We start from the raw sequence: 24935 nt of genomic DNA, 5'->3' as shown, positions 1-24935 counted from the left end.
TGCCGGTTTTCGTTTTGCCTGCCGAACCAATACGACGCTTTATGCGACGCTCGCGACCGGTTCCGTGCCCGCGGCTTCCGCGAGCGTGAGAGCCTTGTCGGTGGCTTCCCACGTGAATTCCGGCTCTTCGCGGCCGAAGTGGCCATAAGCCGCCGACTTCTCGTAGATCGGACGCAGCAGATCCAGCATCTGAATGATGCCCTTCGGACGCAGGTCGAAGTGTTCGAGCACGAGCTTCGTGATCTCGGCATCCGACACGCGGCCCGTGCCGAACGTGTTGACCATGACCGAAGTCGGGCGCGCCACGCCAATAGCGTACGACACCTGAATCAGGCAACGCGAGGCCAGGCCCGCTGCCACGATGTTCTTCGCGACATAGCGGCCGGCGTAGGCAGCCGAGCGGTCGACCTTGGACGGGTCCTTACCCGAAAACGCGCCGCCGCCGTGAGGGGCCGCGCCGCCGTAGGTATCCACGATAATCTTGCGGCCCGTCAGACCGCAGTCGCCTTGCGGACCGCCGATGACGAAGCGGCCCGTGGGATTCACCAGGAACTTGATGTCGCCCTTGATGAGATCCGCCGGCAACGTCGGCTTGATGACTTCCTCGATCACGGCTTCGCGCAGGTCCGAGAGATCGATGTCCGGTGCGTGCTGCGTGGAAAGCACGACGGTGTCGATGGAATGCGGACGGCCATCGACATAACGCACGGTGACTTGCGACTTCGCGTCCGGACGCAGCCACGGCAGACGGCCGTCGCGACGCAGGTTCGCCTGACGCTCGACCAGACGATGCGAAAGGTGGATAGGCAGCGGCATGAGTTCGGGCGTTTCGTCGCATGCGTAGCCGAACATCAGGCCCTGGTCGCCCGCGCCTTGATCGAGGTTGTTGTCGTGCGCCTTGTTCACGCCTTGCGCGATATCCGGCGACTGCTTGTCGTAAGCGACGAGCACCGCGCAGCCGCGATAGTCGATACCGTAGTCGGTGTTGTCGTAGCCAATGCGCTTGATGGTGTCGCGCGCAACCTGGATGTAGTCGACATTGGCCGTCGTGGTGATTTCGCCCGCAAGGACGACGAGGCCGGTGTTACAGAGCGTTTCCGCTGCGACGCGCGAGTATTTGTCCTGACTCAGGATTGCGTCGAGGATGGCGTCGGAGATTTGATCGGCGACCTTGTCCGGGTGGCCTTCGGAAACGGATTCGGATGTAAACAGATAGTCGTTCGACACGCTTCAGACTCCAATTAAAGTACGTTGTGGTTTGCTCACGTAGCCGACTTCGTTCGGAGTCTGAAGCGGCGACGCTTTAGCGGATGTCATTAAACTCCAGCCCTTCTCCACAGATTGCATGAAGGCCGGCCGGCTTCGCCCCGCAAGTTGTCCATTAACTCGGCGAAGGTCTTATTATACCGGTTTCCCGTGTTTTTACTGAGCCGAACGCTTGTCCCCATTCGTCCCGAAACAATCTTCTGTCCATAGTTCACCTCCGTCTGTTCGCTGGAGCACCTCATGTTAGGGCGCATTGGCGTGGCGCTCGCCTTCGGCTTTCTCAAGTTTCTGGCGCTCATCCCTTACGGCATCACGGCACGTTTCGGCGACGGACTCGGCTGGCTGCTCTATCAGATCCCGAGCAGACGCAAGCGCATCGTACATACGAACCTCGCGCTCTGCTTTCCGGACTGGTCGCCCGAGCGCCGCGAGGAAGTCGCACAGCAGCATTTCCGCCACGCCATCCGCAGCTATGTGGAGCGCAGCGTGCAGTGGTTCGGCTCGGCCAAGAAACTCGAAAAACTGATCGAGGTGGACAGCGCCGTCGATCTCTCCGACCCGAACCTGCCGCCCACGCTCTTTCTCGGCCTGCATTTCGTCGGCATCGAGGCGGGATCGATCTTTCTGAACTACTCGCTGCATCGGCAATGCGGGTCGTTGTATCAACCGTTCTCGAATCCGCAGGTCGAGGAAATCGCGAAAGCGCAGCGCGCCCGCTTCGGCGCGGACATGGCGAGCCGTGCGGACAGCGCGCGTATCGTGCTGCGCTGGCTGCGCGACCGCAAACCGGTGATGCTCGGCGCGGACATGGACTACGGCATGCGCAATTCCACCTTCGTGCCGTTCTTCGGCATTCAGGCGTGTACGTTGACGGCCGTCGGCCGGCTGGCGAAAGCGGGCAAGGCGCAAGTGGTGCCGTTCATCGGCGAGGTGCTGCCGAACTACAAGGGATATCGGCTGAAGATTTTCGAGCCGTGGCAGAACTACCCCACTGGCGACGACGAAGCCGACGCGCGCCGCATGAACGAGTTCCTCGAAGAGCAGATTCCGCACATACCGGAGCAGTATTACTGGGTGCACAAGCGTTTCAAAACGCGTCCGCCGGGCGAGCCGGGCTTCTATTGAGCGCGCATAGCGCCGTGGTGGCGCAGATCGTCGCGAAACGTCATGAAACGTGACGGTGAGGCTCACATACAATAGCGCCATGAAACTCAAATTCACCAAGATGCAAGGCGCGGGCAACGACTTCGTCGTGCTCGACGGCTACACGCAGGCGCTCGATCTGAGCGCGCAGCAAGTGCGTGCGCTCGCCGACCGTCATTTCGGCGTGGGCGCGGACCAGTTGCTGCTGGTGGAAAAGCCGACCATCGAGGGCGTCGATTTCAAATACCGCATCTTCAATTGCGACGGCGGCGAGGTCGAACATTGCGGCAACGGCGCGCGCTGCTTCGTGAAGTTCGTGCGCGACCGCAAGCTGACCGACGCTGCAACCGTGCGCGTGCAGGTGCAAAACGGCGTCATCACGCTGACCATGCAAGCCAATGGCGAAGTGACGGTCGACATGAGTACGCCGGTGTTTCATGCGCCCGAAGTGCCTTTCGACGCGCACGGTCTCGAAGGCCGCAACGAAGGCAACGACACGCTCTGGCCGCTCGATCTGAACGGCTATGCGAATGAACCGCGCTGGATTTCCGTCGTCTCGATGGGCAATCCGCACGCCGTGCAGATCGTGGATGACGTGGAAGCGTATCCCGTGCTCGTCGAAGGTCCGCTGATCGAGCGTCACGCGCGCTTTCCGAAGCGCGTCAACGCGGGCTTCATGCAGATCGTCGATCGTCATTCGGTCAAGCTGCGCGTCTACGAACGCGGCGCGGGCGAAACGCTCGCGTGCGGCACGGGCGCGTGCGCGGCGGTGGCGGCAGGCATCCGGCGCGGCGTGCTCGACACGCCGGTGCGCGTCGAGACGCACGGCGGCACGCTCACCATCAGCTGGGACGGCGCACGCGACGAATCCGCGCCGCTTTTCATGGCCGGACCCGCCGCGACGGTTTTCGAAGGCGAGATCGACCTCGACCGCATCGCCGGCTGAGTTTGCATACGCATCGCATCATTACGACCATCGACCATGAATCCACGCGAAGTCGCCGATTATCTGCTCGACAACCCCGATTTCTTCATCGAGCACGCTGAACTGCTCGGCACGATCCGGTTGTCCAATCCGCATGGCAAGTCCGCCGTGTCGCTGCAGGAACGCCAGATGGAAATGCTGCGCGACAAGAACAAGCAACTCGAACGGCGCCTCGCCGAACTGCTGCGCTACGGCCACGAAAACGACAGCATCTCGACGAAGTTCAACCGCTGGACCGTGCGCGTGATCGCGCAGCGCGATCCATACGCGTTGCCCTCGACCATCAGTCGCGGCCTGTGCGAAGTCTTCGACGTTCCGCACGCCGCGCTGCGCGTCTGGGATGTCGACGAAGGGTATCGCCAGGCCGACTTCGCACGTCAGGTCGGCGAGGAAGTGCGCATCTTCGCGAATAACCTCGAAGTGCCGTATTGCGGCGCGAACAGCGGCTTCGCGGCGGCGCAGTGGCTTGGCGCGCCGAACTCGGCGTCGGCTACGACCGTTGCCGGAGAAGGCGCCGCGCAGCGCAAGATCGAATCGATCTCGCTGATCGCCCTGCGCGATCCGCAAGCCGGTCCGGATGCGCCCACCTTCGGCCTGCTCGTCATGGGCTCGCCCGATCCGCGCCGCTTTCACGACGGCATGGCGACCGACTTCCTCACGCAGATCGGCGCATTGGCCAGCGCGGCTTTGAGCCGTCTGATGCCTTACTGAGATCGCCATGGACACCGCCGAAGCCATCGCCACGTATCTTTCGATGCTCGAACACGAGCGGCGTCTGTCCGAACACACTTTGCGTGGCTACACGTACGAACTGAGCGAACTGCGCGCGCTCGCCAAAGACCGTCCGCTCGAATCACTAACCGCGCTCGATATGCGCGGCGCGGTGGTCAGGGCGCATTCGGCGGGGCTGTCGTCGCGCTCCATCGCGCATCGGCTGTCGGCGTGGCGGGCGTTTTATCGATGGTTCGCGCAGCAAGTCGACATGCCCGCGAATCCGGTGGCGACCATTCGCGCGCCCAAGCGCGAGAAGAGCTTGCCGAAGGCGCTTTCCGTCGATGACGCCATGGCGCTCATGGACGCGCCCCAGGCCGGCACAACCGAAGCCGCGCGCGATCACGCGATTCTCGAACTCTTCTACTCGTCCGGCTTGCGACTCGCCGAACTAGTCGGGCTGGACGTGCATTTCGTCGAGACCGCCGAATACCGCTCGCAAGGCTGGCTCAATCTCGCGCACGAGGAAGTGACGGTGCTCGGCAAGGGCAACCGGCGGCGTTCGGTTCCGGTCGGCCGCAAGGCAGTCGATGCCTTGCGCGCGTGGATCGCGGTACGCGGCGAATTCGTCAAGCACGACCCGCACGCGCTCTTCATTTCGGTGCGCGGCAACCGCATGGCGCCCGGCGTGGTGCGCGAGCGCGTGAAGCGCATGGCGCTGCTCGCGGGCATTCCGTCGAACGTACATCCGCACGTGTTGCGGCATTCGTTCGCCACGCATGTTCTGCAATCGAGCGGCGACCTGCGCGCCGTGCAGGAGTTGCTCGGTCACGCGAGCATCACGGCCACGCAGGTCTATACATCGCTGGATTTTCAGCATCTCGCTCGCGTCTACGATTCAGCGCACCCGCGCGCGAAGAAGCGCGATTAACCTGCGGGCGCTTGCATGAGCGCCCGCGCCTGACATTCTCATGCATACCATCACGCTCAAAGCGGCGAAGGACAGGTCGCTCGTTCGCCGCCATCCGTGGATTTACGCCAACGCCATCGCGCGGATCGACGGCAATCCCGCGCCTGGCGCGACCGTCGCCGTGCGCGCGGCCGACGGCCGCTTTCTGGCGCGCGCGTCGTATAGCCCGCATTCGCAGATTCGCGCGCGCGTCTGGTCTTTCGACGAAGCCGAACCTGTGGATCACGCGTTCTTCAAGCGTCGCGTGCAGCGCGCGGTCGCGCATCGGCAGACGATGGTGCGCGATACCGGCGCCACGCGTCTCATTTTCGGTGAAGCGGACGGCTTGCCCGGCTTGATCGTCGATTACTACGTCGCCGACGAAGGCGCGCGCGCGCAACTCGTTTGCCAGTTCATGGCGACGGGCGTCGAAGCTTGGAAAGAGGCGATCGTGCAGGCGCTCATCGACGCCACCGGCTGTCCAAATGTCTACGAACGCTCGGATGTGTCGATTCGCCAGAAGGAAGGTCTCGAGCAAACCACCGGCGTGCTCGCCGGCGACGCGCCGCCCGAGACGCTCATCACGAACGAATGCGGCGTGCGCTATCACGTCGATGTCATGCACGGCCACAAGACAGGCTTCTATGTCGATCAGCGCGACAACCGCGTACTGGTTCAGCAAAACGCGGAAGGCCGCGAAGTGCTCAACTGCTTTTGCTACACGGGCGGCTTTTCGCTCGCGGCGCTCAAGGGCGGCGCCACGCGCGTGGTGTCCGTCGATTCGTCCGGCGACGCGCTCGCCCTGGCGCGCGCCAACGTCACGGCAAACGGCTTCGACGCCGAACGCGCCGAATGGCTCGACGCCGACGCGTTCAAGACCTTGCGCCGTCTTTACGACGAAGGCCAGCGCTTCGACCTGATCGTGCTCGATCCGCCAAAGTTCGCGCCGTCGAAGGAAAGCGTCGAGCGCGCCGCGCGCGCTTACAAGGACATCAACCTCAGCGGTTTCAAGCTGCTACGTCCGGGCGGGCTGCTCTGCACGTATTCGTGTTCCGGCGCGATCGATTCGGACCTCTTCCAGAAGATCGTCGCGGGCGCGGCGTCGGACGCGCGTGTCGATGCGCGCATCCTCAAGCGGCTCGGCGCGGGCGTCGATCACCCTTTGCTGACGGCTTTTCCCGAAGGCGAATACCTGAAAGGGCTGCTGTTGCAAATTGCGTGAGCGCCCTTATCTAGCGGCCACGTAACCGGGTCGCACGGAGCACCGGTTCGGCAAATATGTTTCAATATTCGACTCATTGCGCCTGCCGCGGCCCGCGCAATCCCCGAACACAGACAAGGACACAGGCGACACCATGATTCCCGTAACCATCCTGACCGGCTTTCTGGGTAGCGGCAAAACCACGCTGCTCAAGCGCATTTTGAACGAGCAGCACGGCATGAAGATCGCCGTGATCGAGAACGAGTTCGGCGAAGAGAACATCGACAACGAAATCCTCGTGCAGGAAACGAACGAGCAGATCATCCAGATGAGCAACGGCTGCATCTGCTGCACGATTCGCGGCGATCTGGCGCGTGCGCTGGAAGACCTCGCTAACCGCAAGAAGGCGGGGACGCTCGATTTCGACCGCGTGGTGATCGAAACGACGGGTCTCGCGAATCCGGGCCCCGTGGCGCAGACGTTTTTCATGGACAACACGGTTGCCGACGAATTCCTGCTCGACGCGATCATCACCCTCGTCGATGCAAAGCACGCGAACGCGCAGCTCGACCAGCACGAAGTGGTGCAGCGGCAGGTCGGTTTCGCAGACCGCCTGTTCATCACCAAGTCCGATCTCGTCGATGCCGCCGCGCTCGAAGCGCTCAAGCATCGCCTGCTGCACATGAACCCGCGCGCGGCCATTCGCGTCGTCAATTTCGGCGATGCGGACATCAAGGAAATCTTCGACCTGCGCGGCTTCAATCTGAATTCGAAGCTCGAGATCGACCCGGATTTCCTCGCGGAAGACGACCACGAACACGATCACGGCCATGACCACGCGCACGATCACGGCGACGACCACGATCACGCCACTTGCGGTCACGATCATAGCCACGACCATGAGCATCATCATCACCATCACGCGCATCACGACGACAAGATCAAGTCGTTCGTGTATCGCAGCGACAAGCCGTTCGATCCGAACCGCCTCGAAGACTTCCTGGGCGGCATCTTGCAGATCTACGGCGAGCGTCTGTTGCGCTACAAGGGCGTGCTCTATATGAAGGGCGTGGATCGCAAGGTCGTGTTCCAGGGCGTGCATCAGATGATGGGCAGCGACCTCGCCAGCAAGTGGATGCCGATCGAGAAGAAGAACAGCAAGATGGTGTTCATCGGTATCGAGTTGCCGAAGGATCTAATTTTCGACGGCCTCGACGCCTGCCTCGTCAAGTAGATTGGCATGCATATCGCTTGATAGCCGCGGTTCCCGTCTTCAGGAAGCGTGCGCGAAAAGCTGGAAACGCCGCCGCGGCCTATCGCGCGCGGCGTTTTTCGTAGCGTGACTTTCGTGCGGCGTGTGTAGTCGCGACCACGAAGCAGCATCGCTTTTTGTACGTCCACGCGTTATATTTTTGAAATTCCGACATAAATTGACAGGGTTTTCTCGTTGTCGTCGGAAATTGCGGTTCAGTTACAATACAGCCCCACTGGAGAAGGGCAAATCCGTTTGGCGCATGGCTTGAAGTCACATCTGAGCCTTACGCTGTCGGATGTCAGGAGAAGGGATGGCCTGTTTTGCGTTATCTCGATTTAGCGGGGGAAGGCGAATCGAAACAACGCAGGAAGGCCCGGAACGCGGACATGCAAAAAAATGCCCCGCGTACCGGACACATCCGTAATCGGTTTCCAGAGGAGTTCGGCCCCGCATCGACGTGTCGTGTGATGCCATGACGCTGCATGCGGGTAATGTAGTCGGGGCGTTGCGGAAGACTTCGCCTTACATTGAAGAAGCAAGCAGATGACAACGAAACTCTTGACCGAAGCCGAAATCCTGAAGATGAGCGAGAAGGACTACATGAACGAGGAACAGCTCGCCTTCTTCAAGAACCGGCTCGAACAGTTGCAAGCCGACATTCTCAAGAATGCCGGACAGACGACCGAGAACCTGCGGGAAACGGTGATCGTGCCGGACCCGGCGGATCGCGCGACCATCGAGGAAGAGCATGCACTGGAACTGCGCACGCGTGACCGCGAACGCAAGCTCCTGAAGAAAGTGCAGCAGTCGCTCGCGCGCATCGAGTCCGGCGATTACGGCTGGTGCGAGGAAACCGGCGAGCCGATCGGCATTCCGCGTCTCATCGCGCGCCCGACCGCCACGCTCTCGCTCGAGGCACAGGAACGCCGCGAACTGCGTCAGAAGCTGTTCGGCGACTGAAGCGCGTCTCTCTCGGCGAACGTCGCGGGGCCGCCCGCCACGGGGAAGACGCCGCCGCGAAATTCGCATGTTCGAACGCTCCGGTACACGCAAGGCACACGCATCCGCGTGTGCCTTTTTGTTTGCGCGGCGCGTCCTGCGCATCGCGTGTCTTGATAAATTCCCCATCGCCCTAAAATGAATCCGACGCGCCCGTTCACGACGACGGCGCGTGCGCGGCGCCGGACGCTCGTCTTTTCGAGTCGGGCGGAACCCCGCGCCGTGCACTCCATCGAATTCTCGACTGCGTGGCGGTTCTTTAGATCGAGCCGCCCGCGTCCTTCGTTTTCTCAAGGAACGCACATGGAACAATTTCACGGCACGACCATCGTCTCCGTGCGAAGCGGCGGCAAAGTCGCGTTGGGCGGCGATGGTCAGGTGACGCTCGGCAATATCGTCATGAAAGGCGGCGCGAAGAAAGTGCGCCGTATCTATGGCGGCAAGGTGCTGGTCGGCTTCGCCGGCGGCACGGCCGACGCGTTCTCGCTGCTCGACCGCTTCGAAGCGAAGCTGGAAAAGCATCAGGGCAATCTCACGCGCGCAGCCGTCGAACTCGCCAAGGACTGGCGCACCGACCGCATGCTGCGACGTCTCGAAGCCATGCTGATTGCCGCCGACGCGCAAGCCACGCTCGTCATCACCGGCAACGGCGACGTGCTCGATCCCGAAAACGGCATCTGCGCCATCGGCTCGGGCGGCGCGTACGCGCAAGCCGCGGCACAGGCGCTCGCCGAAAACACCGAACTCTCTCCGCGCGAAATCGTCGAGAAGGCGCTGACCATCGCCGGCGACATGTGCATCTACACCAATCACAATCGCGTCATCGAGACGATCGAGTAAGCGCACGCGCGCAAAGGACCAACGATGACCACCATGACTCCCGCCGAAATCGTCTCGGAACTCGACAAACACATTATTGGCCAGGGCCGCGCGAAGAAAGCGGTCGCGGTCGCGCTGCGCAATCGCTGGCGCCGTCAGCAAGTCGCCGAGCCGCTGCGTCAGGAAATCACGCCGAAGAACATTTTGATGATCGGGCCGACGGGCGTCGGCAAGACCGAGATCGCGCGACGTCTAGCGAAGCTCGCGGACGCGCCGTTCATCAAGATCGAAGCGACCAAGTTCACCGAAGTGGGCTACGTCGGCCGCGACGTGGACAGCATCGTGCGCGATCTGATCGAGATTTCGGTGAAGCAGACGCGCGAATCCGAGATGAAGAAAGTCCGCACGAAGGCCGAGGATCGCGCCGAAGACCGCATTCTCGATATTCTTCTGCCGAGCGCGCGGCCGGTTGGCTTCGGCGCGTCGAGCGCGGCGGAATCGGCCGAGGACAGCAACAACGTCACGCGTCAGACCTTCCGCAAACGGCTGCGTGAAGGCGCGCTCGACGACAAGGAAATCGAACTCGATGTCGAACAGCCGCAAGTCGGCATGGACATCATGGGTCCGCCGGGCATGGAAGACATGACCGAGCAGATTCGTTCGATGTTCGCGAACATCGGCGGCGGCAAGAAGACGCGCCGCAAGGTGAAGGTGAAGGAAGCGCTCAAGTTGCTCACCGACGAGGAAGCCGGCAAGATGCTCAACGACGAAGAGGTCAAGAGCCGCGCGGTGCAGAACGTCGAGCAAAACGGCATCGTGTTTCTGGACGAGATCGACAAGATCGCGTCACGCAGCGAAACCGGCGGCGCGGAAGTGTCGCGCGCAGGCGTGCAGCGCGATCTGCTGCCGCTCGTCGAAGGCACGACCATCAACACGAAATACGGGATGATCAAGACAGATCACATTCTGTTCATCGCGAGTGGCGCGTTCCATCTGGCCAAGCCGAGCGATCTGATTCCCGAACTGCAAGGGCGTTTTCCCATTCGCGTCGAGCTGGATTCGTTGTCCGTGCAGGACTTCGAGTCGATCCTGAATTCCACCGATGCAAGTCTCGTCAAGCAATACAAGGCGCTGCTCGCGACCGAAGGCGTGGAACTCGATTTCGCCGATGACGGCATCCGGCGTCTCGCCGAAGTCGCATTCTCGGTGAACGAGAAGACGGAGAACATCGGCGCGCGGCGGCTTTACACGGTAATCGAAAAGTTGCTGGAGGAAGTGTCGTTCGCGGCGGGGAATCACGCGGGCACGCCGGTGCGAATCGACGCGGCGTATGTGGATCGCGCACTGAACGATGTGGCGCAGGACGAGGATCTTTCTCGCTACGTGCTGTGATGTAACTCGGTAAAAACGAACCGGGCGAGCTTCAGACGCCCGGTTTTTTTACGCCCGAAAGCCACGCGGTGCGCGGCATCGCGAAAAACGACAGACGAAAAAAAGCCCGCCTAGTTGGCGGGCTGAATCCATATCAGGAGGAGACATGGAGGAGACAGTTCCAATACTACACAGCCACTTGATGCGACGCAATAGTTTTTTTAGTAAAAACCCCTATGGCGCCGAAGTGTGGCATCTGTGCGTCACAATTCTGAAATTGCTGGACGCGGCGCGCGATGACAGCGCAAGAAACGGCGCGTAACCTTTCTCACAGGGCCTTACAGTGGATTCACGCCCTTCCACTGGAGCAGCCATGAACATCGCGGAAACCTTTCATATCGTCCCTGATTTCGATACCGACGCCGGCCGCTGGCAAGCCGTGGTCGATCGCGACGCGCGCGCCGACGGCGCTTTTTTCTTCGCGGTGCGCACCACGGGCGTATTCTGCCGTCCGTCGTGCGCGTCGCGGGCGCCGCGACGCGAGAACGTCGAGTTCTTCCAGACGACGGATGCCGCCGCCGAGGCGGGTTATCGGCCATGCAAGCGTTGCCAGCCGACCGGCCTGCCGCGCGAACTCGCGATTGTCGAGCGCGCGTGCAAGGTACTCGACGCCGATCCGCAGCGGCGCCTGACGCTCGCGCAACTGAGCGATGCCGTGCACGTCAGCCCGTTTCATTTGCAGCGCTTGTTTTCGCGCATCGTCGGCGTATCGCCGCGGCAGTATCAGGCGGCGAGGCGCGCAGGCGTGCTGCGTGAAGCCTTGCAGCACGGCCGGGACGTCACCCGTGCGACCAACGACGCCGGTTTCGGCTCGCCTTCGCGTCTGTACGACGCCGTTCCCGCCGAACTCGGCATGACGCCATCGGCCTACAAGCGCCGTGGCGCGGGCTCGACCGTGCGCTATACGACGGCCGACACGCCGCTCGGCGTCGTGTTGGTCGCGGCAACCGACAAGGGCATCTGCAAGATCGCTTTCGGCGACGATGGCCGCGCACTCATCGATCAATTGGCGGTGGAATTCGCCATGGCCGAGCGAATCGAGGATGCCACGCGACTGCAGCCCTTCGTCGCGCAAGTTCTGGCCTACGTGCAGGGCACGCGCAAACGCTTCGATTTGCCGCTCGACATCGGCGCCACGGCGTTTCAAGGGCGCGTCTGGGAAGCGTTGCGCAACATTCCCTACGGGCAGACGCGCACCTATTCCGAGATCGCCGAAGCGCTCGGCGCGCCGCGCGCGGTGCGGGCGGTGGCGAACGCGTGCGCGTCGAATCCGGTGGCGCTCGCGATTCCCTGCCATCGCGTGATTGGCAAGGACGGCGCGATCACGGGGTATCGCTGGGGTGTGACGCGCAAGGAGGCCCTGCTCGATACCGAACGCGCGCAAAGGGACGCGAAGTCCTGAGCGCGGCCGCCCCGCAAACCCCGGAAATCCCCGCAAATGCCCGTCGCCATTGGGCCCAAGCACATCGAACACCGAGATGTTAAAGTGCCCGCTACCCGAAAATAAGACCGGGCGCGAAACACCTGCGCTCCTCGCTCAACGGCTTCAATGGCAAACCAGCAATCCGCTCACCCCAAGGCCGGCGCCTATCAGCGCCGGCTCGCCGCGCTCGCGTCCGGACCGCACGCCAACGCGTTGCGTCAAGGCTTGCGCGGCATCGAGAAAGAAAGCCTGCGCGTGACGCCCGAAGGCAAGCTCGCGACGACGCCGCATCCGCGTTCGTTCGGCTCGGCGCTGACGCATCCGCTCATCACGACCGACTATTCGGAAGCGCTCGTCGAACTCATCACGCCAGCGGAAACGGATATCACGCTGACGCTCGATCGTCTCGATCTGCTGCATCGTTTCGCCTACGCGCATCTCGGCGACGAGTTGCTGTGGAACGATTCGATGCCCTGTTCGCTGCCGCCGGAAGACGACATTCCGCTCGGGTTTTACGGCACGTCGAACATCGGTACGCTCAAGCACGTGTACCGGCGCGGGCTGGCGCTGCGCTACGGCCGCACGATGCAATGTATCGCGGGCATCCACTACAACTATTCGCTCGACGAAAACGTCTGGCGCGCGTGGCAAGCGCTCGATCCGTCGAGCACGCTCTCGGCGAAAGACTTCCAGTCGGAGCGTTATTTCGCGCTCATCCGCAATTTCAGGCGCACGAACTGGCTGCTGATGTATTTGTTCGGCGCATCGCCCGTGCTGAACCGGCGCTTTATCGAAGGCAAGGCACATAGCCTGGAAGCGCTCGACGCGGACACGTTCTATCTGCCGCACGCCACCAGTCTGCGCATGAGCGATCTCGGCTACACGAACAATCCCGCGCAGGCGGATTTGCTGCCGAGTTACGACAATCTCGCCGCGTATGTCGACGTGCTCGCGAACGCCGTGAGCCAGCCATATGCGCTTTATCAGGCCATCGGCACGCAGCGTAACGGCGAGTGGGTGCAGATCAACACCAACGTATTGCAGATCGAAAACGAGTTCTACTCGACCATTCGGCCTAAGCGCGTCACGCGTTCGGGCGAGCGTCCGCTGCATGCGCTGGCCGATCGCGGCGTGCAGTACATCGAAGTGCGATGTCTGGATATCGATCCGTTCGAGCCGACCGGCATTTCCCTCGTCACTTCGCGCTTTCTCGACGCCTATCTGCTTTACTGCGCGCTCGAAGACAGCCCGTTGCTCTCGCGCGAAGCGAATCTCGAAGCGAACGGCAACTTCACCAAGGTATCGAAGGAAGGGCGCAAGCCAGGACTGACGCTTACGCGCGACGGCGCGTCCGTGTCGATGCAGCAATGGGCCGAGGAATTGTTCGACGCCATTGCGCCGGTTGCGAAGATCCTCGATCAACTCGACGGCACGAACGACACCACACGCGTGCTCGAAGCACTGCGGCCGCGCATTCGCGATGCATCGCTAACGCCTTCGGCACGCGTGCTTCAGACGATGCGCGACAAGCAGCAATCGTTCGATGCCTTCGCGCTCGACTTGAGCCGCCAGCATGCGGAGTTCTTCCGCGAGCGTCCGCTTTCGCCCGAAGAAGCAGGCGAGATGGCCGCGCTTGCCGCGAAGTCGCTGGAAGAGCAAGCCGAGATCGAACGCAATCAAACCGAAACGTTCGACGAATTCGTCACCGCGTATCGCGACTACAAGGCGGGCGCGCGCTGAACCGGCGCGTAGTTTTACCTTGCCCGCGCCTCGTGCGCGTGGCAAGCGTTACGCGTGTTTGAAACAACCCGAAACGCGCAGAAACGCCGCCCGGCGGGATCAGTCAAAATGATCAAGGACTTATCGACTAGCGGGGATGCAATGAGCACCAAATTACTGAAGGCCGTATCGGCGACGGCAGCGCTGGTTCTGCTCGCGAGCTGCACGAGCGAAGGCCAGGTCAGCAGTCAGACGATGGAGCAGGCCACCGCGCCGCTCACCTGCATGAGCAAGCTGGAATGCGACGCCTGGTGGGCGCGCGCGCAAGTCTGGGTGACGAATCATTCGGAGTACAAGCTTCAGGCAATCACGGATTCGATCATCCAGACGGCAGGACCGTCGAGCGGCAAGCGCGCGCTTGCTTATCAAATCACCAAGACGCCGAGCAACGAAGGCACGGCCACGATCGGTTTCGCCGCGCATTGCGACAGTCCGCTCGGCTGCCAGCCGGGTCCGTGGCAGGCGGGCGCCGATTTCAAGCAGTTCGTGCGCAATGGCGCGACGCGCCCCGTGAGCGCAACGCCGCAAGCCGTGCAGACGAATCCGCAGCCTGTACCGCTCAATCTCGACAGCCAGCCGGGCCAGTCGGGCGAACCGCTCACGCCGCAATAGGCGTCAGTGTCCCGTCGTCGCCGACGCGCCTTTCCTCGGGCGCGTCAGCCAGACCATCGCGGCGAGCACGAGAAACGCATAGAAGGAAATGCGGAAGAAGTCGTTGGTCGACATCATGTACGCCTGCGCCGACACCACGCGGTCCAGTTGCGCCGTCAGTGCCTGCCCTGAAAGCCCCAGTCCCGAGAGAAGGTCCGAATAAGCGGTCGTGCCCTGGGAATAGGCGCTCACCGACTCCGTGAGCACAGAATGATGGCGGATCATGTCGTTCTCCCAGAAGGTCGTGCTGACCGCCGTGCCTATCGCGCCCGACAAGGTCCGCAGAAAATTCGACAGCCCCGCCGCGCCCGCGAGCCGTTCGTCGGAGACGCTCGATAGCGTGATGGTCGTCATCGGTACGAAGAAGCACGCGACGCCAATGCCCTGAATCAGACGAGGAAAGATGATGTGGCTAAAAGGCGTATCGAGCGTGAAGGTCGAGTTCCAGTACGACACGAACGCAAACACGATAAACGCGAAGCTCGCGACCACGCGCAGATTCATGCGATGCATGTTTTGCCCGATCATCGGCGAGAGCACGAGCGCGAGTATGCCGACCGGCGCGGTTGCAAGACCCGCGAGCCACGGCGTATAGCCGAGCACGGTTTGCAGCCACAGCGGCAACACCACGACCGAGCCGAAGAACGCGAGAAAGCCCAGCGAAGTGATCATCACGCCCATTGCGAAATTGCGGTCGCGGAACAGCGACAGGTCGATCACCGGTTCTTTTTCCGTCACTTCCCACGCGAACATGACCGCGAGCGATACCGCCGCGACGAGCGCCAGCGTGACGATGAACGTCGAGTTGAACCAGTCGCGGTCCTTGCCGAGATCGAGCATCATCTGCAGGCTCGCGACGCCGATCACGAGCAAACTGAGCCCGACGGCGTCGATGCGCTGTCGCGTCGTCTTGGTCTCATGTCCGCGCAGGAGAAAGTACGCAATCGCCGCCGAAAAGATGCCGATCGGCACATTGATATAGAAGATCCATGGCCACGTGTAGTTGTCGGTGATGTAGCCGCCCATCACGGGACCGAAAATTGGCGCGACGATGACAGTCATTGCCCACAAACCGAGCGCGAGTCCGCGTTTTTCCGGCGGATAGCTGCGCATGAGGATGGTTTGCGACAGCGGCACCATGGGGCCGGATACGAGGCCTTGCAGCAGCCGAAAACCGATGAGCGATTCGAAGTTATGCGCGAAGCCGCAAAGCGCCGACGCCACGGAAAACAACAGCACGGAGATAGTGAACAGTTTCACTTCGCCGACGCGGCGCGCGAGCCAGCCGGTGAGCGGCACGGCGATCGCGGATGCAACCGAGTACGAGGAAATTACCCACGTGCCTTCGCTCGTCGCGACGCCCAGACTTCCTGAAATGGTCGGCACGGCAACATTGGCGATGGATGTGTCGAGCACTTCCATGAAGGTGCCGAGCGCCAAGCCCATTGTCAGCAAGGCGAGGATGCCGCCCGTGAGCGGACGCGGCGCGGGCGTGGCGGGTTCGGCAGTCGCGGTCGTCGACATATCTTTTCTCTTATGCGTTCGAAAGTCCGTGCCGCGGCATTCTCTGCCCAGACAGCGAAATGCGCGGCTTTTGGCGGCTACGTTGCCGCTGCTTGGTCACTCCTCGGCGTCTTCCGCACATCCGACACAACCTGCGCGGCCAGCACCAGGCGAATTGCCGATGATGCGCGCTAGCATCGACGTCAGAAGATCGAGTTCGGCCCGGCTGAAGCCTGCCAACTGCTCGTTCAGCACCGCAGCGCCAAGCGCGGGCAGTTGCGCGGCGGCGGCGCGGCCACGGTCCGTCAGATTCAGTTCGACGATGCGCCGGTCCGCGTCGCTACGCGTGCGGCCGATGAAACCCTTCTTCTCCAGCCGGTCTAGCATGCGCGTCATGGAACCGCTGTCGTAAGACATCTCGCGCGACAGTTCCAGCGGCGTGCGCGCTCGACCCGCTGCCAGGAAAAGCAGCACGCCGATTTGTTGCGACGTCAGATCGAGCGGCCGCAGCGCTTCGTCAGTTCGCGCGATCAACACGTTGCGAGCCTTCGCAAGGTAGTAGCCAAGGCTGGTGTCGAGTTGAATCGTGGCCGGATCGTAAAGCGGTTCGCTGGTCATTCGACAGTCCGTGGGACGACGCGCAAAGCCATGCAACGTCCCGGAAAAGCAACATTCCGAAAAAAGCAATCGGTAGTATCTTGAAAACTACTTGCATAGTCAATATTATTTAACGCACCGAGTTACGCGCGACATGCGCCACCCGAGACCATGTTCTGATCGCCCGATGCGTCGTTCGCGACGCCCCAAGGACCCTTCGATGACCCGCTTTGCCCGCACCGCCGGCCGACGTTTCGGCCAAGTCAGCAGCTCGATCGCCAACGCATCCCGTCAGTTCGTTCCGCCGAATCTGAACTCGTGGAAATTCGCGTTGTATCTGATCGTGTTCCTGATGCCGGGCGGTTCGTTCATCGTGCTGGCCATGGGATGGTTCGAGAATCGGCAGCGGCGCAAGACTGAAAAGCCGGCGCGTGCATCCAACCGCACCTTGCTTCCCGCGCCGTGCGCTTGCTCCAGTAGCGGCGGAGCAGGCGGCGCCTGAAGCGCGTAACGCGTCGTAACCGATTTCCGCCACCGCGTAACACCCACCTTACGCCGAAGCCGTTACCCTAACGTCTGCCTGACGCTCGCACGCAAATCCCACGACCTGCTTCGCGAGCGTTCCGTTACCATCTCGGCAGTCGCATTCGTCGTATCGGACGAAGCGCCGCCGACAGGAATTTCGAAAGCAGATGCCGTCTCGCCTCGCTGTTTCATCCTCGCTGCGCCTTTCCGCCACTGCGCTTGCGGCCACGCTGGCGTTGTCATTCGCCGGTTGCGCGGTCGGCCCCGACTATCAGCGCCCAACCACGGCAATGCCCGCGTCCTATAAGGAAGCGCCCGAAGGCTGGAAAGTCGCGCAGCCCGCCGATCAAACCGATCGCGGAACGTGGTGGACCATTTACGACGACGCAACGCTCAACGACCTCGAAGCGCGGCTGAATCAGTCGAACCAGACGGTTGCGCAATATGCGGCGGCCTATCGGCAGGCGCGGGCGCTCGTCGGCGAGGCGCGCGCGGCATATTTCCCGACCATCGGTGCGTCGGCTTCGGGATCGCGCTCTGGGCAAGGTGCGGGCACGCGTTCCACGAGCACCTCTACGTTCGGCAACAGTTCCAGCACCGTCGGCAACAGCTTCAGCGCGTCGCTCGATGCCACTTGGGAGCCTGATCTCTGGGGCAGCGTGAGCCGCACGGTATCGGCGCAGAAGGCCGGCCAGCAGGGCGCGGCAGCCGATCTTGCGAACGCGCGTCTGTCCGCGCAAGGCACGCTCGCGCAGACCTACTTCCAGTTGCGCTCGCTCGACGCGCAACAACGGCTTCTGGACGATACCGTCGCCGCTTATCAGCAGTCGCTGAAGCTCACGCAGAATCAGTATGGGCAGGGAATCGTCGCGCGCTCGGACGTGATTCAGGCGCAGACGCAGTTGCAGTCGGCGCAGGCATCGGCAATCGATAACGGCGTCGCGCGCGCGCAGTACGAGCATGCCATCGCCGTGCTTATCGGCGAGGCGGCTTCGACCTTCTCGCTGGCGCAGATGCCGCTCGAAGCCACGCCGCCGACCGTGCCCGCGCAGATGCCATCCGCGATTCTCGAACGGCGGCCGGATATCGCATCGGCCGAACGGAAGGCTGCGGCGGCGAACGAACAGATCGGCGTGGAAATCGCGGCGTACTTTCCCACGCTCACGCTCTCCGCGCAGGGCGGCTTCGAAAGCTCGGTGTTGTCGCAATTGCTGCGCGCGCCGTCGCGTTTCTGGACGCTCGGCCCGGACATCGCCGCAACCATTTTCGATGGCGGTTTGCGCGCCGCCCGCACGGACGCCGCGCGTGCCGCTTACGACCAGAATGTCGCGACGTATCGGCAGACGGTGCTGACGGCGTTTCAGGATGTCGAAGACAATCTCGCTTCGCTGCGCATTCTCGAGAAGGAAGTCGTCGTGCAGCAGCAGGCGGTGGAGTCGGCGCAGCAGGCGCTCGCGATCATCAACAATCAGTACAAGGCGGGGACGGTCGCGTTCATCAACGTGCTGACCGCGCAAACCACGGCGTTCACGGCGCAGCAGAAGCTGGCGAATATCGCGGGACAGCGGATGGTCTCGTCGGTGGGATTGGTGAAGGCGCTAGGCGGCGGGTGGGATGTCGCGCAGATGGATCAGGAAACGGGGGCGGCGCAGGCGCCAGCTTCGGCTTCGGCTTCGGCTTCGGCTTCCGATATCGTCAGTCAGACGCTATCGGCTAACGACAAGCGCGCGTCAGCCGACTAAAACGCCCGTGCAAGCTCGAACGCATGCGTGTTGCCTGGTGCGCCGCGTTGCGGGCAAGCAAGCACAAGCCAGCTGAGCAAAAAATCTCGCGAGCGCAAGCGGTGCGCTCAGTGCGCCTTCGTTGTTCAACGTGCGCGCACGAACCGCTCAATCCGAAGCGCCGTTGGAAAGACAACTTGCACAACCGCACCGGCACTAAAGACATCGGAAAGCCAGCACCGCCTCACCGCACCAAGGTCAGCGCCACCGTATCCTGATCCGTATGCCGGCCTAGCAGATTCAACAGTCCCGCCAGATTCTCGCGCTGCTCGGGCGCCGCCGTCGCGGTGCCGTTGAACGCCGTCGATCCCTGCGACACCGTGCCGTTTCCCTTCAGCAGGAGCGGGCCACGCGTAGTCGTGAGATCGATTTCCGCCGATTCACCCTGCGCCTGCAACGCCACCCGATACGACCCGAGCGGCTTCACCCGCGATACTCTCGACGACATGTCGTCAAGCGTGACGACCACCTGACCATACGCATTCCTGCCGAGCACGCGGAACTCGGTCCATGTGAGCCGCACCGAACCATCGAAGTTCAGCGTGTTGAACGGCGCGCCGAGCCCGGAAAGCAACGTAGCCGGCACGGCGATCCCGCCAGCCGAAAGAAACGCGCCGCGCGGCGTGGCATCGACGATCACGGCGTCGGGCATCGCTTCGCTCTGGCGCATGCTCATGTGAACGCGGCCCGTGAAAAGCGGCCAAAACGCCGTCGTCCACTCGATACGCCCCGGCAGCAGCGTCGCGCCGGAAACGTCGCCGCCCGTCGCGAGCATGAGCGTGGCTGAACCGCGCCAGAGCGAACCCGCCGGATCGACGAGATTCACGCGGCCGCCCGTTACGCGCGCGAATTGCGGCGTGATCCAGGCGGCGGGCAGCATTACAAGCAGCGTGCCGGCGACCGACAAGATCATCACAAAAAAAGCCGGCAGCGCGTACCGGATTCGGCGAGTCCAATAGCTCATGTCACTTCACGCTCGCCGGTTGCAGCGATGCCGTCAGATCCACCTGGCCATCCGGCTGAAGCGCCGTGACATGCGCCTCCGACACTTGCACCTTGAACTGCTTGCGGGCGTCGTCGAGCCACAGCGTCCAGTTCGGAAACGACGTGTTCTTCAACTGAATCTGCACCGCCGCGCCGATCACCTGCACCTGCGTCGCCTGCATGCCGCTGTCCGCCAGCGACTTGGTGAGCGCATCGCGCAAGGCGCCGCCCGTCGGCGTCACGCTATCCGAATTGCCCGCGAGCGAGCGCGCCTCGTTGGCTTGCGCGGTCATCGTCGCGAGCTGGCGTTGCATGGCGGGCAGCGTGTCGCGCAAGCGGCCGCGTCCTTCGAAGGCAGGCGCCCACAGCACCAGATACACGAGCGCGAGTCCGAGAACCAGTCCGCCCCAGAACAGCAGGGCCTTTTCGCGTGCCGTGCGCGCCTCCCAAAACTCCCCGAGCGAACGTCCGAGTTCCGCTTTCATTGACCGCTCCTGATCGTCCACTTACCCGTGTTGCTGTCGATTGCACCGTTCAGCCCGTTCGCCGAGAGACGCCGGGAAAGATCGCCGTCGACCTTCGTCTCTGGTTTGAACGTCACTTCGAGATGCCGATCGCGATAATCCAGCCCCGCGATGCCGTTCACCGGCACCGGCCCGAGCGAACGCGCGAGGCCATCGGCGAGTGTCAGAAAATCCGATGGCGACAGCTCGCCCGACGCCACGCGCAGACGATCGAGATTGCGCGTCATCTGATCGGGCGCGTCGAGCACGACGGTGGTTTTAGGGAAGGCGTTGAGCAGCAACTCCGTCATCTGCGCGCTGATCGCGTCGCGCTGACGCGCAAGCTGAATCCACTGCACGTTGATCCCGATGATCGACACGACGATCGACGCCACCACGAGCGCGATCGGCACGCGCAGACGGCGCATCGTCGTGCGGTCGAGCCGCCACGGCTGCGCGGCGAACTCGAACTGGCACAGATCGAAGCGGCTCGCGAGCGCATTGCGTGCGAGCGACTCGAACGCGAGCGGCTCTGCGCCGACGATGCTCGCCGCCGCCCGCGACGATGCGAGACGCGGCTCGTCGCCCGGAAGATCGAGAAGCGAATACACGGTGACCGGCTGATCGCCCGCGAGAGCGTCGAGCGTCGCGGCTATGGAGTCGGACGGCAAGGCGAGTCCCTCGCCGAGCGCCGCGTGTTCGCCGCGCGCAATCGCCACTTCCATGCGCGGCGTGACAAGCGCGGCCGGCGCGGCCACTTCGCCGATCAGCGCGGGCGCGGTCGAAACCACATGCCCGAGCAGTCCGGCGACGAACGGTGGCGCGGCAAGCGTTTCATCGGCTTCGCGGGACGGAATCGGCAGGCAACGCATGGCGGGCACCGCCTTCACATTGCGATGCCCCGCGCCAGAGAATGCCTCGCGCACGAAGCGGAACCAGCCGCGATCGATGACCGCGAGCACGCGCCGGCCATCGGCGAGCGCGACGGGATCGACGGCGATATGGCAAGTCTGCGCGTCCTGGATCACCTGATCCTCGATCACGTTCGGCAGCGCCTGACGCAAGCGCGGCCCCTTCAGCGGCGGCACTTGCGCGGCGAGCAGCAGCGTGTCGCGCGCGGCGACGATCAGCACGGTCGCGTTCGCACGCGGCAGCAAGCCGAGCGAGGCGCGGCCAGCGCGCTGAGTTTCGCCGCGCTTGTCGAGCAGCACGAACGGCAGGTCGGGCAGATGCCACTCTTCCGAGCGCACCGCCGGATCGCGCGGCGGTAGTAGAACGATCAGTGTGCTCAAAGGCCACTTCCTCTCATTTAAAGCGCGTCGCGCGTATAGACGATGCGCGTCGTATGCGTGGTCGGATCGCGGTACACGAGCGTCGAGCGCTCCAGCTGCGCGCGCTCATGTTCGACGCGCCCACGGATCACGAAATAGCGTGTGGTGACATCGAGCTCGCTGGGATCGATCGATGTCGCGGTCTTCACGCCCGCGCCGGTGAGCGCGAGCTGCACGTTGCCGGTATCGTGAAAGAACACCGTCTCGCGGCGCGCGACGAACGCCTGCGCCTGCGAGAGATTCATTCCCGGCACCACGGCCGCGACCACTTCGGCGGGCGCGGTGTTCATGTTCACGGCGGTCGTCGTCGGCAGAACGGTGACGAACGGCCTGAGCTTCGCGACGGCTTCCGGCGAGAAACCCTGCACGTCGAGCAGCGAGTCGACGCTGATCATCTGCAAGGGCGCGACGGGCGCGTCGGTATCCGCGTCCTTCAGGCCGGGATCGTCGGTGAAATTGCCGCCGCCCGTGCCGCCGCCCTGCGCAATCGCCGCGATGGTCGCTTCCGGCGTGGTCGTGCTCGTCGTGGTGCTGTTGCCCGTTTGCGTCTGAAAACGCGTCGCGGACCGCGCGAGACCCGCGCGTATCTGCAGCGCCACCGTTTTCGCGAGCGACCCGTTGATGCCGAGAAGCGTAAGCAGCCGCTGGAACGCCTGAATCTGTTCGACGTTGATGGTCAGTACGCCCGGCGTTGGCGTCGACACGAGGTTGCGCAGATTGAACTTCGCCTGCGCGTCTTCAATGGATCCGGACAGAAACGTCTGCGCGCCTTCCTGCGAACGCACTTCACCGATCTGCCCGAGAAAGTCCGACAGCTTCGTCTTCGCGATGGGCACACCCCACACGCCGCCGAGATACGTGACGGTCGGCGAAGTATCGGCTTCCGAGCGCAAAATGAGGCGCGTCCAGTCGAGCGCGCTACGCGAAATCCACTGCGCCTGCGCGAGCAGCCGCTGATTTTCGATACGACGCACCTGCACCTGCTGACGCCACAACATGCCCGACACCAGAATGGCCGACAGCGCGACCACCAGCAACGCGCTGATGATCGCGACTCCGCGTTCTTTCCGGCTTCTGGCGCGCATCGTCATTCTCCGACCATGAATACACGCGTGATCGGCACGGCGAGATTGCGCGCGCCGACCGCCACCTGAATTCCCGAAACCGCGCGCGGCAGCGGCGCGTTGCCGAGCTGCGGCACCTTCAGGTTGTTGTCGTTCTCGTTGATCTGCGAGAACACGTCGTTCATCCTCGTGGTCCAGCCTTTCTGCGGAATATAGAGGCGCGAGGCGAGCGAAGCCACGCCGCCCATCAACTGCACCGCGTTCCAGCCGTCCGCCGTATCGCTCGATGACAACGCGCGCCGCACTTCGCCCACATTTGCGAGCGGCGGCGACGCGAAGCGCACGATGCGTCCGTCCGACAAACGGTAACGCACCACCTGCAAGCGTGGCGGCGCACCGACCGCGAACATGCCGCGCACGATCTGCAGCGAGCCGTTGTCGATCGAGACCGCGGGTTGACCCGCTTCGTCGTCGGTGGCGGCCTGACGCGCGTCGATACGCATCTGGTCGAACAACTGCGCGACCACGCGCTCGTCTTCCATCGAATTGGTGATGGTCGCACGGGCGCGGATGATGGAGTCGAGCCCGCGCCACGACAGCACCGCGATCACCGCCAGAATGGCGATGGCGATCAGCATTTCCAGCAGCGTAAAGCCGCGCTGCCTCGCGGCGTCAGAGGGAGCGGTTCGTTTCATTCGCCACCACCGTGACCATTTGCGCGAGATAGCCCGAACGGCCCGGCGTCGTGACGAACATCTCGACGCGCCGGAAAATCGGGTTGGGCGTCGCGGTGACGCGCTGCGTGCAGACCAGCTTCAGGTTGCCCTGCGAACATTCGAAGGTGCGCGAGCCGATCTCCGGGAACGTGTGCGCCAGCCGAATCTGCGCGAGTTCGTTGTCCGCGCTCCAGCCGGCAAGCAGACGCCGATGCAAATCCGCCTCGCCGTTGGCAATCGCGCCGACCGCCCTCAGCGACGCGGCAAGCGCCACCGCGATGATCGCCAGCGCAACCAGCACTTCGATCATCGTGAAGCCGCGTTCCTTCCGCCGGGTGCACATCACCGCACCTGAAAGCGGCCATTGCCGCTGCCGACGATGGTCGCGCGCCCTGCCGGCGAAACGAGCGTGACTTCCATGGGCGTGTCGATGGCTTCGGTGCCGAAGACGAGGCGGCTCGCCGACTTGTCGGAATCGAGAAACTGGATCGTCGCGCTCGTCACGCCGCCTTCCCACGGACGCGGCCGCAGCAGATCGTCGCGCAGCGGACGCCAGCCGTCCTCGGTGCGGATATCGAAGCGAAAACCGCCGTCGTAAGGCTGCCACGCGATGGGCCGCGCGCGCACTTGCGCTTCGTCGCCCGCGGATTCGAACAGGAGCGCGAGACGCTGCGCTTCCTCGTTGAGGTCGGTGCGCGGATTGCGCGTGAGCTGCAACGAAGCCAGCGACACGAGCAGACCCGCGATCACCAGCACGACGAGCATTTCCAGCAGCGTGAAGCCTGCTTCACGGCCTCTATGCATATCGCGCCTGCCCACGATCATTCCTTCGATGAGATTACTGCCACGAACCGACGTCGGCGTCGTTGCCGTCGCCGCCCGCCTTGTTGTCCGCGCCGTAGCTGAACACGTCGATTTCGCCGTGCACGCCCGGATTCAGATATTGATACTGCGCGCCCCACGGGTCGGCCGGCAGACGTTCCAGATAGCCGCCGTCCTTCCAGTTGTTCGGCGCCGGTTCCGTGGTCGGCTTCTCGATCAGCGCGCGCAAACCCTGCTCTTGCGTCGGATAACGGCCGTTGTCCAGGCGATACAGCTTCATCGCCTGCATGATGGTGCCGATGTCCTGTTTCGCGGCGACGCGGCGCGCCTCGTCCGGACGACTCATGATCTTCGGCACGATAAGCGCGGCGAGAATGCCGAGAATGGCGATCACCACCATGATTTCGATCAGCGTGAAGCCGCCCTGACGGCGCGCCTTTGCAACGTTCATGCGGCGTTGTGTCCACAATTGCATGACTACTACCTCTTGATATGAA

25 protein-coding genes are annotated in these 24935 nt (G+C 63.0%); 14 read left to right on the top strand and 11 right to left on the bottom strand.

What is annotated here, in order from left to right; all coding sequences use genetic code 11:
* Positions 1-39 precede the first annotated feature (39 nt).
* Positions 40-1227 (bottom strand): methionine adenosyltransferase, encoded by a 1188-nt coding sequence (gene metK / locus NCR98_RS13765; protein WP_244826665.1) that lies wholly within the window; start codon positions 1225-1227, stop codon positions 40-42.
* A 279-nt stretch (positions 1228-1506) separates the two neighbouring features.
* On the opposite strand from metK, the gene NCR98_RS13760 reads away from it, so the two are divergent.
* The 12 genes from NCR98_RS13760 to NCR98_RS13705 all read left to right on the top strand — a co-directional run bounded on the left by NCR98_RS13760 (position 1507) and on the right by NCR98_RS13705 (position 14573).
* Positions 1507-2391: a lipid A biosynthesis lauroyl acyltransferase gene (locus tag NCR98_RS13760; protein WP_244826664.1), complete on the top strand. Its 885-nt coding sequence runs from the start codon at positions 1507-1509 to the stop codon at positions 2389-2391.
* A 79-nt stretch (positions 2392-2470) separates the two neighbouring features.
* A complete protein-coding gene (gene dapF / locus NCR98_RS13755; protein WP_250526432.1) occupies positions 2471-3355 on the top strand; it encodes a diaminopimelate epimerase in 885 nt (294 codons plus the stop codon).
* 36 nt (positions 3356-3391) lie between these two features.
* A complete protein-coding gene (locus NCR98_RS13750) occupies positions 3392-4105 on the top strand; it encodes a DUF484 family protein (protein WP_250526431.1) in 714 nt (237 codons plus the stop codon).
* 7 nt (positions 4106-4112) lie between these two features.
* Positions 4113-5036 carry a tyrosine recombinase XerC gene (gene xerC / locus NCR98_RS13745; protein ID WP_250526430.1) on the top strand — a complete coding sequence of 308 codons (924 nt, stop codon included), beginning with the start codon at positions 4113-4115 and terminating at the stop codon, positions 5034-5036.
* Positions 5037-5076: 40 nt separating this feature from the next.
* Positions 5077-6276 (top strand): class I SAM-dependent rRNA methyltransferase, encoded by a 1200-nt coding sequence (locus NCR98_RS13740; protein WP_250526429.1) that lies wholly within the window; start codon positions 5077-5079, stop codon positions 6274-6276.
* Positions 6277-6409: 133 nt separating this feature from the next.
* Complete coding sequence (locus NCR98_RS13735) at positions 6410-7489, top strand: CobW family GTP-binding protein (RefSeq protein ID WP_250509697.1); 1080 nt, start codon at positions 6410-6412, stop codon at positions 7487-7489.
* 564 nt (positions 7490-8053) lie between these two features.
* Complete coding sequence (gene dksA / locus NCR98_RS13730; RefSeq protein ID WP_035962045.1) at positions 8054-8470, top strand: RNA polymerase-binding protein DksA; 417 nt, start codon at positions 8054-8056, stop codon at positions 8468-8470.
* 342 nt (positions 8471-8812) lie between these two features.
* Positions 8813-9349: an ATP-dependent protease subunit HslV gene (gene hslV / locus NCR98_RS13725; RefSeq protein ID WP_244826658.1), complete on the top strand. Its 537-nt coding sequence runs from the start codon at positions 8813-8815 to the stop codon at positions 9347-9349.
* A 24-nt stretch (positions 9350-9373) separates the two neighbouring features.
* Positions 9374-10720 (top strand): ATP-dependent protease ATPase subunit HslU, encoded by a 1347-nt coding sequence (hslU, locus tag NCR98_RS13720; RefSeq protein WP_244826657.1) that lies wholly within the window; start codon positions 9374-9376, stop codon positions 10718-10720.
* Between the two features lie 352 nt (positions 10721-11072).
* Positions 11073-12161, top strand: a complete 1089-nt coding sequence (gene ada, locus NCR98_RS13715) for a bifunctional DNA-binding transcriptional regulator/O6-methylguanine-DNA methyltransferase Ada (RefSeq protein WP_250526428.1) — start codon at positions 11073-11075, stop codon at positions 12159-12161.
* Between the two features lie 147 nt (positions 12162-12308).
* Positions 12309-13922: a glutamate--cysteine ligase gene (gene gshA / locus NCR98_RS13710; RefSeq protein ID WP_250526427.1), complete on the top strand. Its 1614-nt coding sequence runs from the start codon at positions 12309-12311 to the stop codon at positions 13920-13922.
* Between the two features lie 141 nt (positions 13923-14063).
* Positions 14064-14573: a hypothetical protein gene (locus tag NCR98_RS13705; protein ID WP_250526426.1), complete on the top strand. Its 510-nt coding sequence runs from the start codon at positions 14064-14066 to the stop codon at positions 14571-14573.
* A gap of 3 nt (positions 14574-14576) precedes the next feature.
* Here NCR98_RS13705 and NCR98_RS13700 read toward each other — a convergent pair whose 3' ends face one another.
* Both NCR98_RS13700 and NCR98_RS13695 read right to left on the bottom strand, forming a co-directional pair.
* Positions 14577-16136 carry a DHA2 family efflux MFS transporter permease subunit gene (locus NCR98_RS13700; protein ID WP_250526425.1) on the bottom strand — a complete coding sequence of 520 codons (1560 nt, stop codon included), beginning with the start codon at positions 16134-16136 and terminating at the stop codon, positions 14577-14579.
* Between the two features lie 96 nt (positions 16137-16232).
* On the bottom strand, positions 16233-16733 hold the full coding sequence (locus NCR98_RS13695) for a MarR family winged helix-turn-helix transcriptional regulator (RefSeq protein ID WP_250466233.1): 501 nt from the start codon (positions 16731-16733) through the stop codon (positions 16233-16235).
* A gap of 199 nt (positions 16734-16932) precedes the next feature.
* Between NCR98_RS13695 and NCR98_RS13690 the strand changes: the two genes are divergently transcribed.
* Both NCR98_RS13690 and NCR98_RS13685 read left to right on the top strand, forming a co-directional pair.
* Positions 16933-17214 (top strand): hypothetical protein, encoded by a 282-nt coding sequence (locus NCR98_RS13690; protein ID WP_244826651.1) that lies wholly within the window; start codon positions 16933-16935, stop codon positions 17212-17214.
* Between the two features lie 190 nt (positions 17215-17404).
* Positions 17405-18979, top strand: a complete 1575-nt coding sequence (locus NCR98_RS13685; protein ID WP_250526424.1) for an efflux transporter outer membrane subunit — start codon at positions 17405-17407, stop codon at positions 18977-18979.
* 223 nt (positions 18980-19202) lie between these two features.
* On the opposite strand, the gene NCR98_RS13680 is transcribed toward NCR98_RS13685, so the two are convergent.
* From NCR98_RS13680 to gspG, 8 genes are read right to left on the bottom strand one after another with little or no spacing between them, the layout of a single operon-like run.
* A complete protein-coding gene (locus NCR98_RS13680; protein WP_250492855.1) occupies positions 19203-19982 on the bottom strand; it encodes a type II secretion system protein N in 780 nt (259 codons plus the stop codon).
* Position 19983: 1 nt separating this feature from the next.
* The gene (locus NCR98_RS13675) at positions 19984-20487 is read right to left on the bottom strand and encodes a type II secretion system protein M (protein ID WP_244826648.1); all 504 of its coding nucleotides are present in this window, start codon (positions 20485-20487) and stop codon (positions 19984-19986) included.
* Positions 20484-21797, bottom strand: coding sequence for a type II secretion system protein GspL (gene gspL, locus NCR98_RS13670; protein ID WP_250526423.1), 1314 nt, complete (start codon positions 21795-21797; stop codon positions 20484-20486). Before gspL ends, NCR98_RS13675 begins: the two co-directional genes overlap by 4 nt.
* A gap of 17 nt (positions 21798-21814) precedes the next feature.
* Complete coding sequence (gene gspK / locus NCR98_RS13665) at positions 21815-22927, bottom strand: type II secretion system minor pseudopilin GspK (protein ID WP_244826646.1); 1113 nt, start codon at positions 22925-22927, stop codon at positions 21815-21817.
* Positions 22924-23595, bottom strand: coding sequence for a PulJ/GspJ family protein (locus tag NCR98_RS13660; RefSeq protein ID WP_250526422.1), 672 nt, complete (start codon positions 23593-23595; stop codon positions 22924-22926). Before NCR98_RS13660 ends, gspK begins: the two co-directional genes overlap by 4 nt.
* Complete coding sequence (gspI, locus tag NCR98_RS13655) at positions 23573-23959, bottom strand: type II secretion system minor pseudopilin GspI (RefSeq protein WP_244826644.1); 387 nt, start codon at positions 23957-23959, stop codon at positions 23573-23575. Before gspI ends, NCR98_RS13660 begins: the two co-directional genes overlap by 23 nt.
* Positions 23959-24441, bottom strand: a complete 483-nt coding sequence (locus NCR98_RS13650) for a GspH/FimT family pseudopilin (RefSeq protein ID WP_244826643.1) — start codon at positions 24439-24441, stop codon at positions 23959-23961. The genes gspI and NCR98_RS13650 overlap by 1 nt, the downstream gene beginning before the upstream one ends.
* A 13-nt stretch (positions 24442-24454) precedes the next feature.
* A complete protein-coding gene (gene gspG, locus NCR98_RS13645) occupies positions 24455-24913 on the bottom strand; it encodes a type II secretion system major pseudopilin GspG (RefSeq protein ID WP_244826642.1) in 459 nt (152 codons plus the stop codon).
* Positions 24914-24935 lie beyond the last annotated feature (22 nt).

It is taken from the genome of Caballeronia sp. GAWG2-1 (assembly GCF_023631405.1).
GTDB lineage: Bacteria > Pseudomonadota > Gammaproteobacteria > Burkholderiales > Burkholderiaceae > Caballeronia.
This window is presented reverse-complemented; position numbering and strand designations above follow the sequence as displayed.

Bases quoted from the DNA above. Each gene is read 5' to 3' on its own strand.
- NCR98_RS13760 (WP_244826664.1), top strand. From the start codon at position 1,507: ATGTTAGGGCGCATTGGCGTGGCGCTCGCCTTCGGCTTTCTCAAGTTT.
- dapF (WP_250526432.1), top strand. From the start codon at position 2,471: ATGAAACTCAAATTCACCAAGATGCAAGGCGCGGGCAACGACTTCGTC.
- NCR98_RS13750 (WP_250526431.1), top strand. From the start codon at position 3,392: ATGAATCCACGCGAAGTCGCCGATTATCTGCTCGACAACCCCGATTTC.
- xerC (WP_250526430.1), top strand. From the start codon at position 4,113: ATGGACACCGCCGAAGCCATCGCCACGTATCTTTCGATGCTCGAACAC.
- NCR98_RS13740 (WP_250526429.1), top strand. From the start codon at position 5,077: ATGCATACCATCACGCTCAAAGCGGCGAAGGACAGGTCGCTCGTTCGC.
- NCR98_RS13735 (WP_250509697.1), top strand. From the start codon at position 6,410: ATGATTCCCGTAACCATCCTGACCGGCTTTCTGGGTAGCGGCAAAACC.
- dksA (WP_035962045.1), top strand. From the start codon at position 8,054: ATGACAACGAAACTCTTGACCGAAGCCGAAATCCTGAAGATGAGCGAG.
- hslV (WP_244826658.1), top strand. From the start codon at position 8,813: ATGGAACAATTTCACGGCACGACCATCGTCTCCGTGCGAAGCGGCGGC.
- hslU (WP_244826657.1), top strand. From the start codon at position 9,374: ATGACCACCATGACTCCCGCCGAAATCGTCTCGGAACTCGACAAACAC.
- ada (WP_250526428.1), top strand. From the start codon at position 11,073: ATGAACATCGCGGAAACCTTTCATATCGTCCCTGATTTCGATACCGAC.
- gshA (WP_250526427.1), top strand. From the start codon at position 12,309: ATGGCAAACCAGCAATCCGCTCACCCCAAGGCCGGCGCCTATCAGCGC.
- NCR98_RS13705 (WP_250526426.1), top strand. From the start codon at position 14,064: ATGAGCACCAAATTACTGAAGGCCGTATCGGCGACGGCAGCGCTGGTT.
- NCR98_RS13700 (WP_250526425.1), bottom strand. From the start codon at position 16,136: ATGTCGACGACCGCGACTGCCGAACCCGCCACGCCCGCGCCGCGTCCG.
- NCR98_RS13695 (WP_250466233.1), bottom strand. From the start codon at position 16,733: ATGACCAGCGAACCGCTTTACGATCCGGCCACGATTCAACTCGACACC.
- NCR98_RS13690 (WP_244826651.1), top strand. From the start codon at position 16,933: ATGACCCGCTTTGCCCGCACCGCCGGCCGACGTTTCGGCCAAGTCAGC.
- NCR98_RS13685 (WP_250526424.1), top strand. From the start codon at position 17,405: ATGCCGTCTCGCCTCGCTGTTTCATCCTCGCTGCGCCTTTCCGCCACT.
- NCR98_RS13680 (WP_250492855.1), bottom strand. From the start codon at position 19,982: ATGAGCTATTGGACTCGCCGAATCCGGTACGCGCTGCCGGCTTTTTTT.
- NCR98_RS13675 (WP_244826648.1), bottom strand. From the start codon at position 20,487: ATGAAAGCGGAACTCGGACGTTCGCTCGGGGAGTTTTGGGAGGCGCGC.
- gspK (WP_244826646.1), bottom strand. From the start codon at position 22,927: ATGACGATGCGCGCCAGAAGCCGGAAAGAACGCGGAGTCGCGATCATC.
- NCR98_RS13660 (WP_250526422.1), bottom strand. From the start codon at position 23,595: ATGAAACGAACCGCTCCCTCTGACGCCGCGAGGCAGCGCGGCTTTACG.
- gspI (WP_244826644.1), bottom strand. From the start codon at position 23,959: ATGTGCACCCGGCGGAAGGAACGCGGCTTCACGATGATCGAAGTGCTG.
- NCR98_RS13650 (WP_244826643.1), bottom strand. From the start codon at position 24,441: ATGATCGTGGGCAGGCGCGATATGCATAGAGGCCGTGAAGCAGGCTTC.
- gspG (WP_244826642.1), bottom strand. From the start codon at position 24,913: ATGCAATTGTGGACACAACGCCGCATGAACGTTGCAAAGGCGCGCCGT.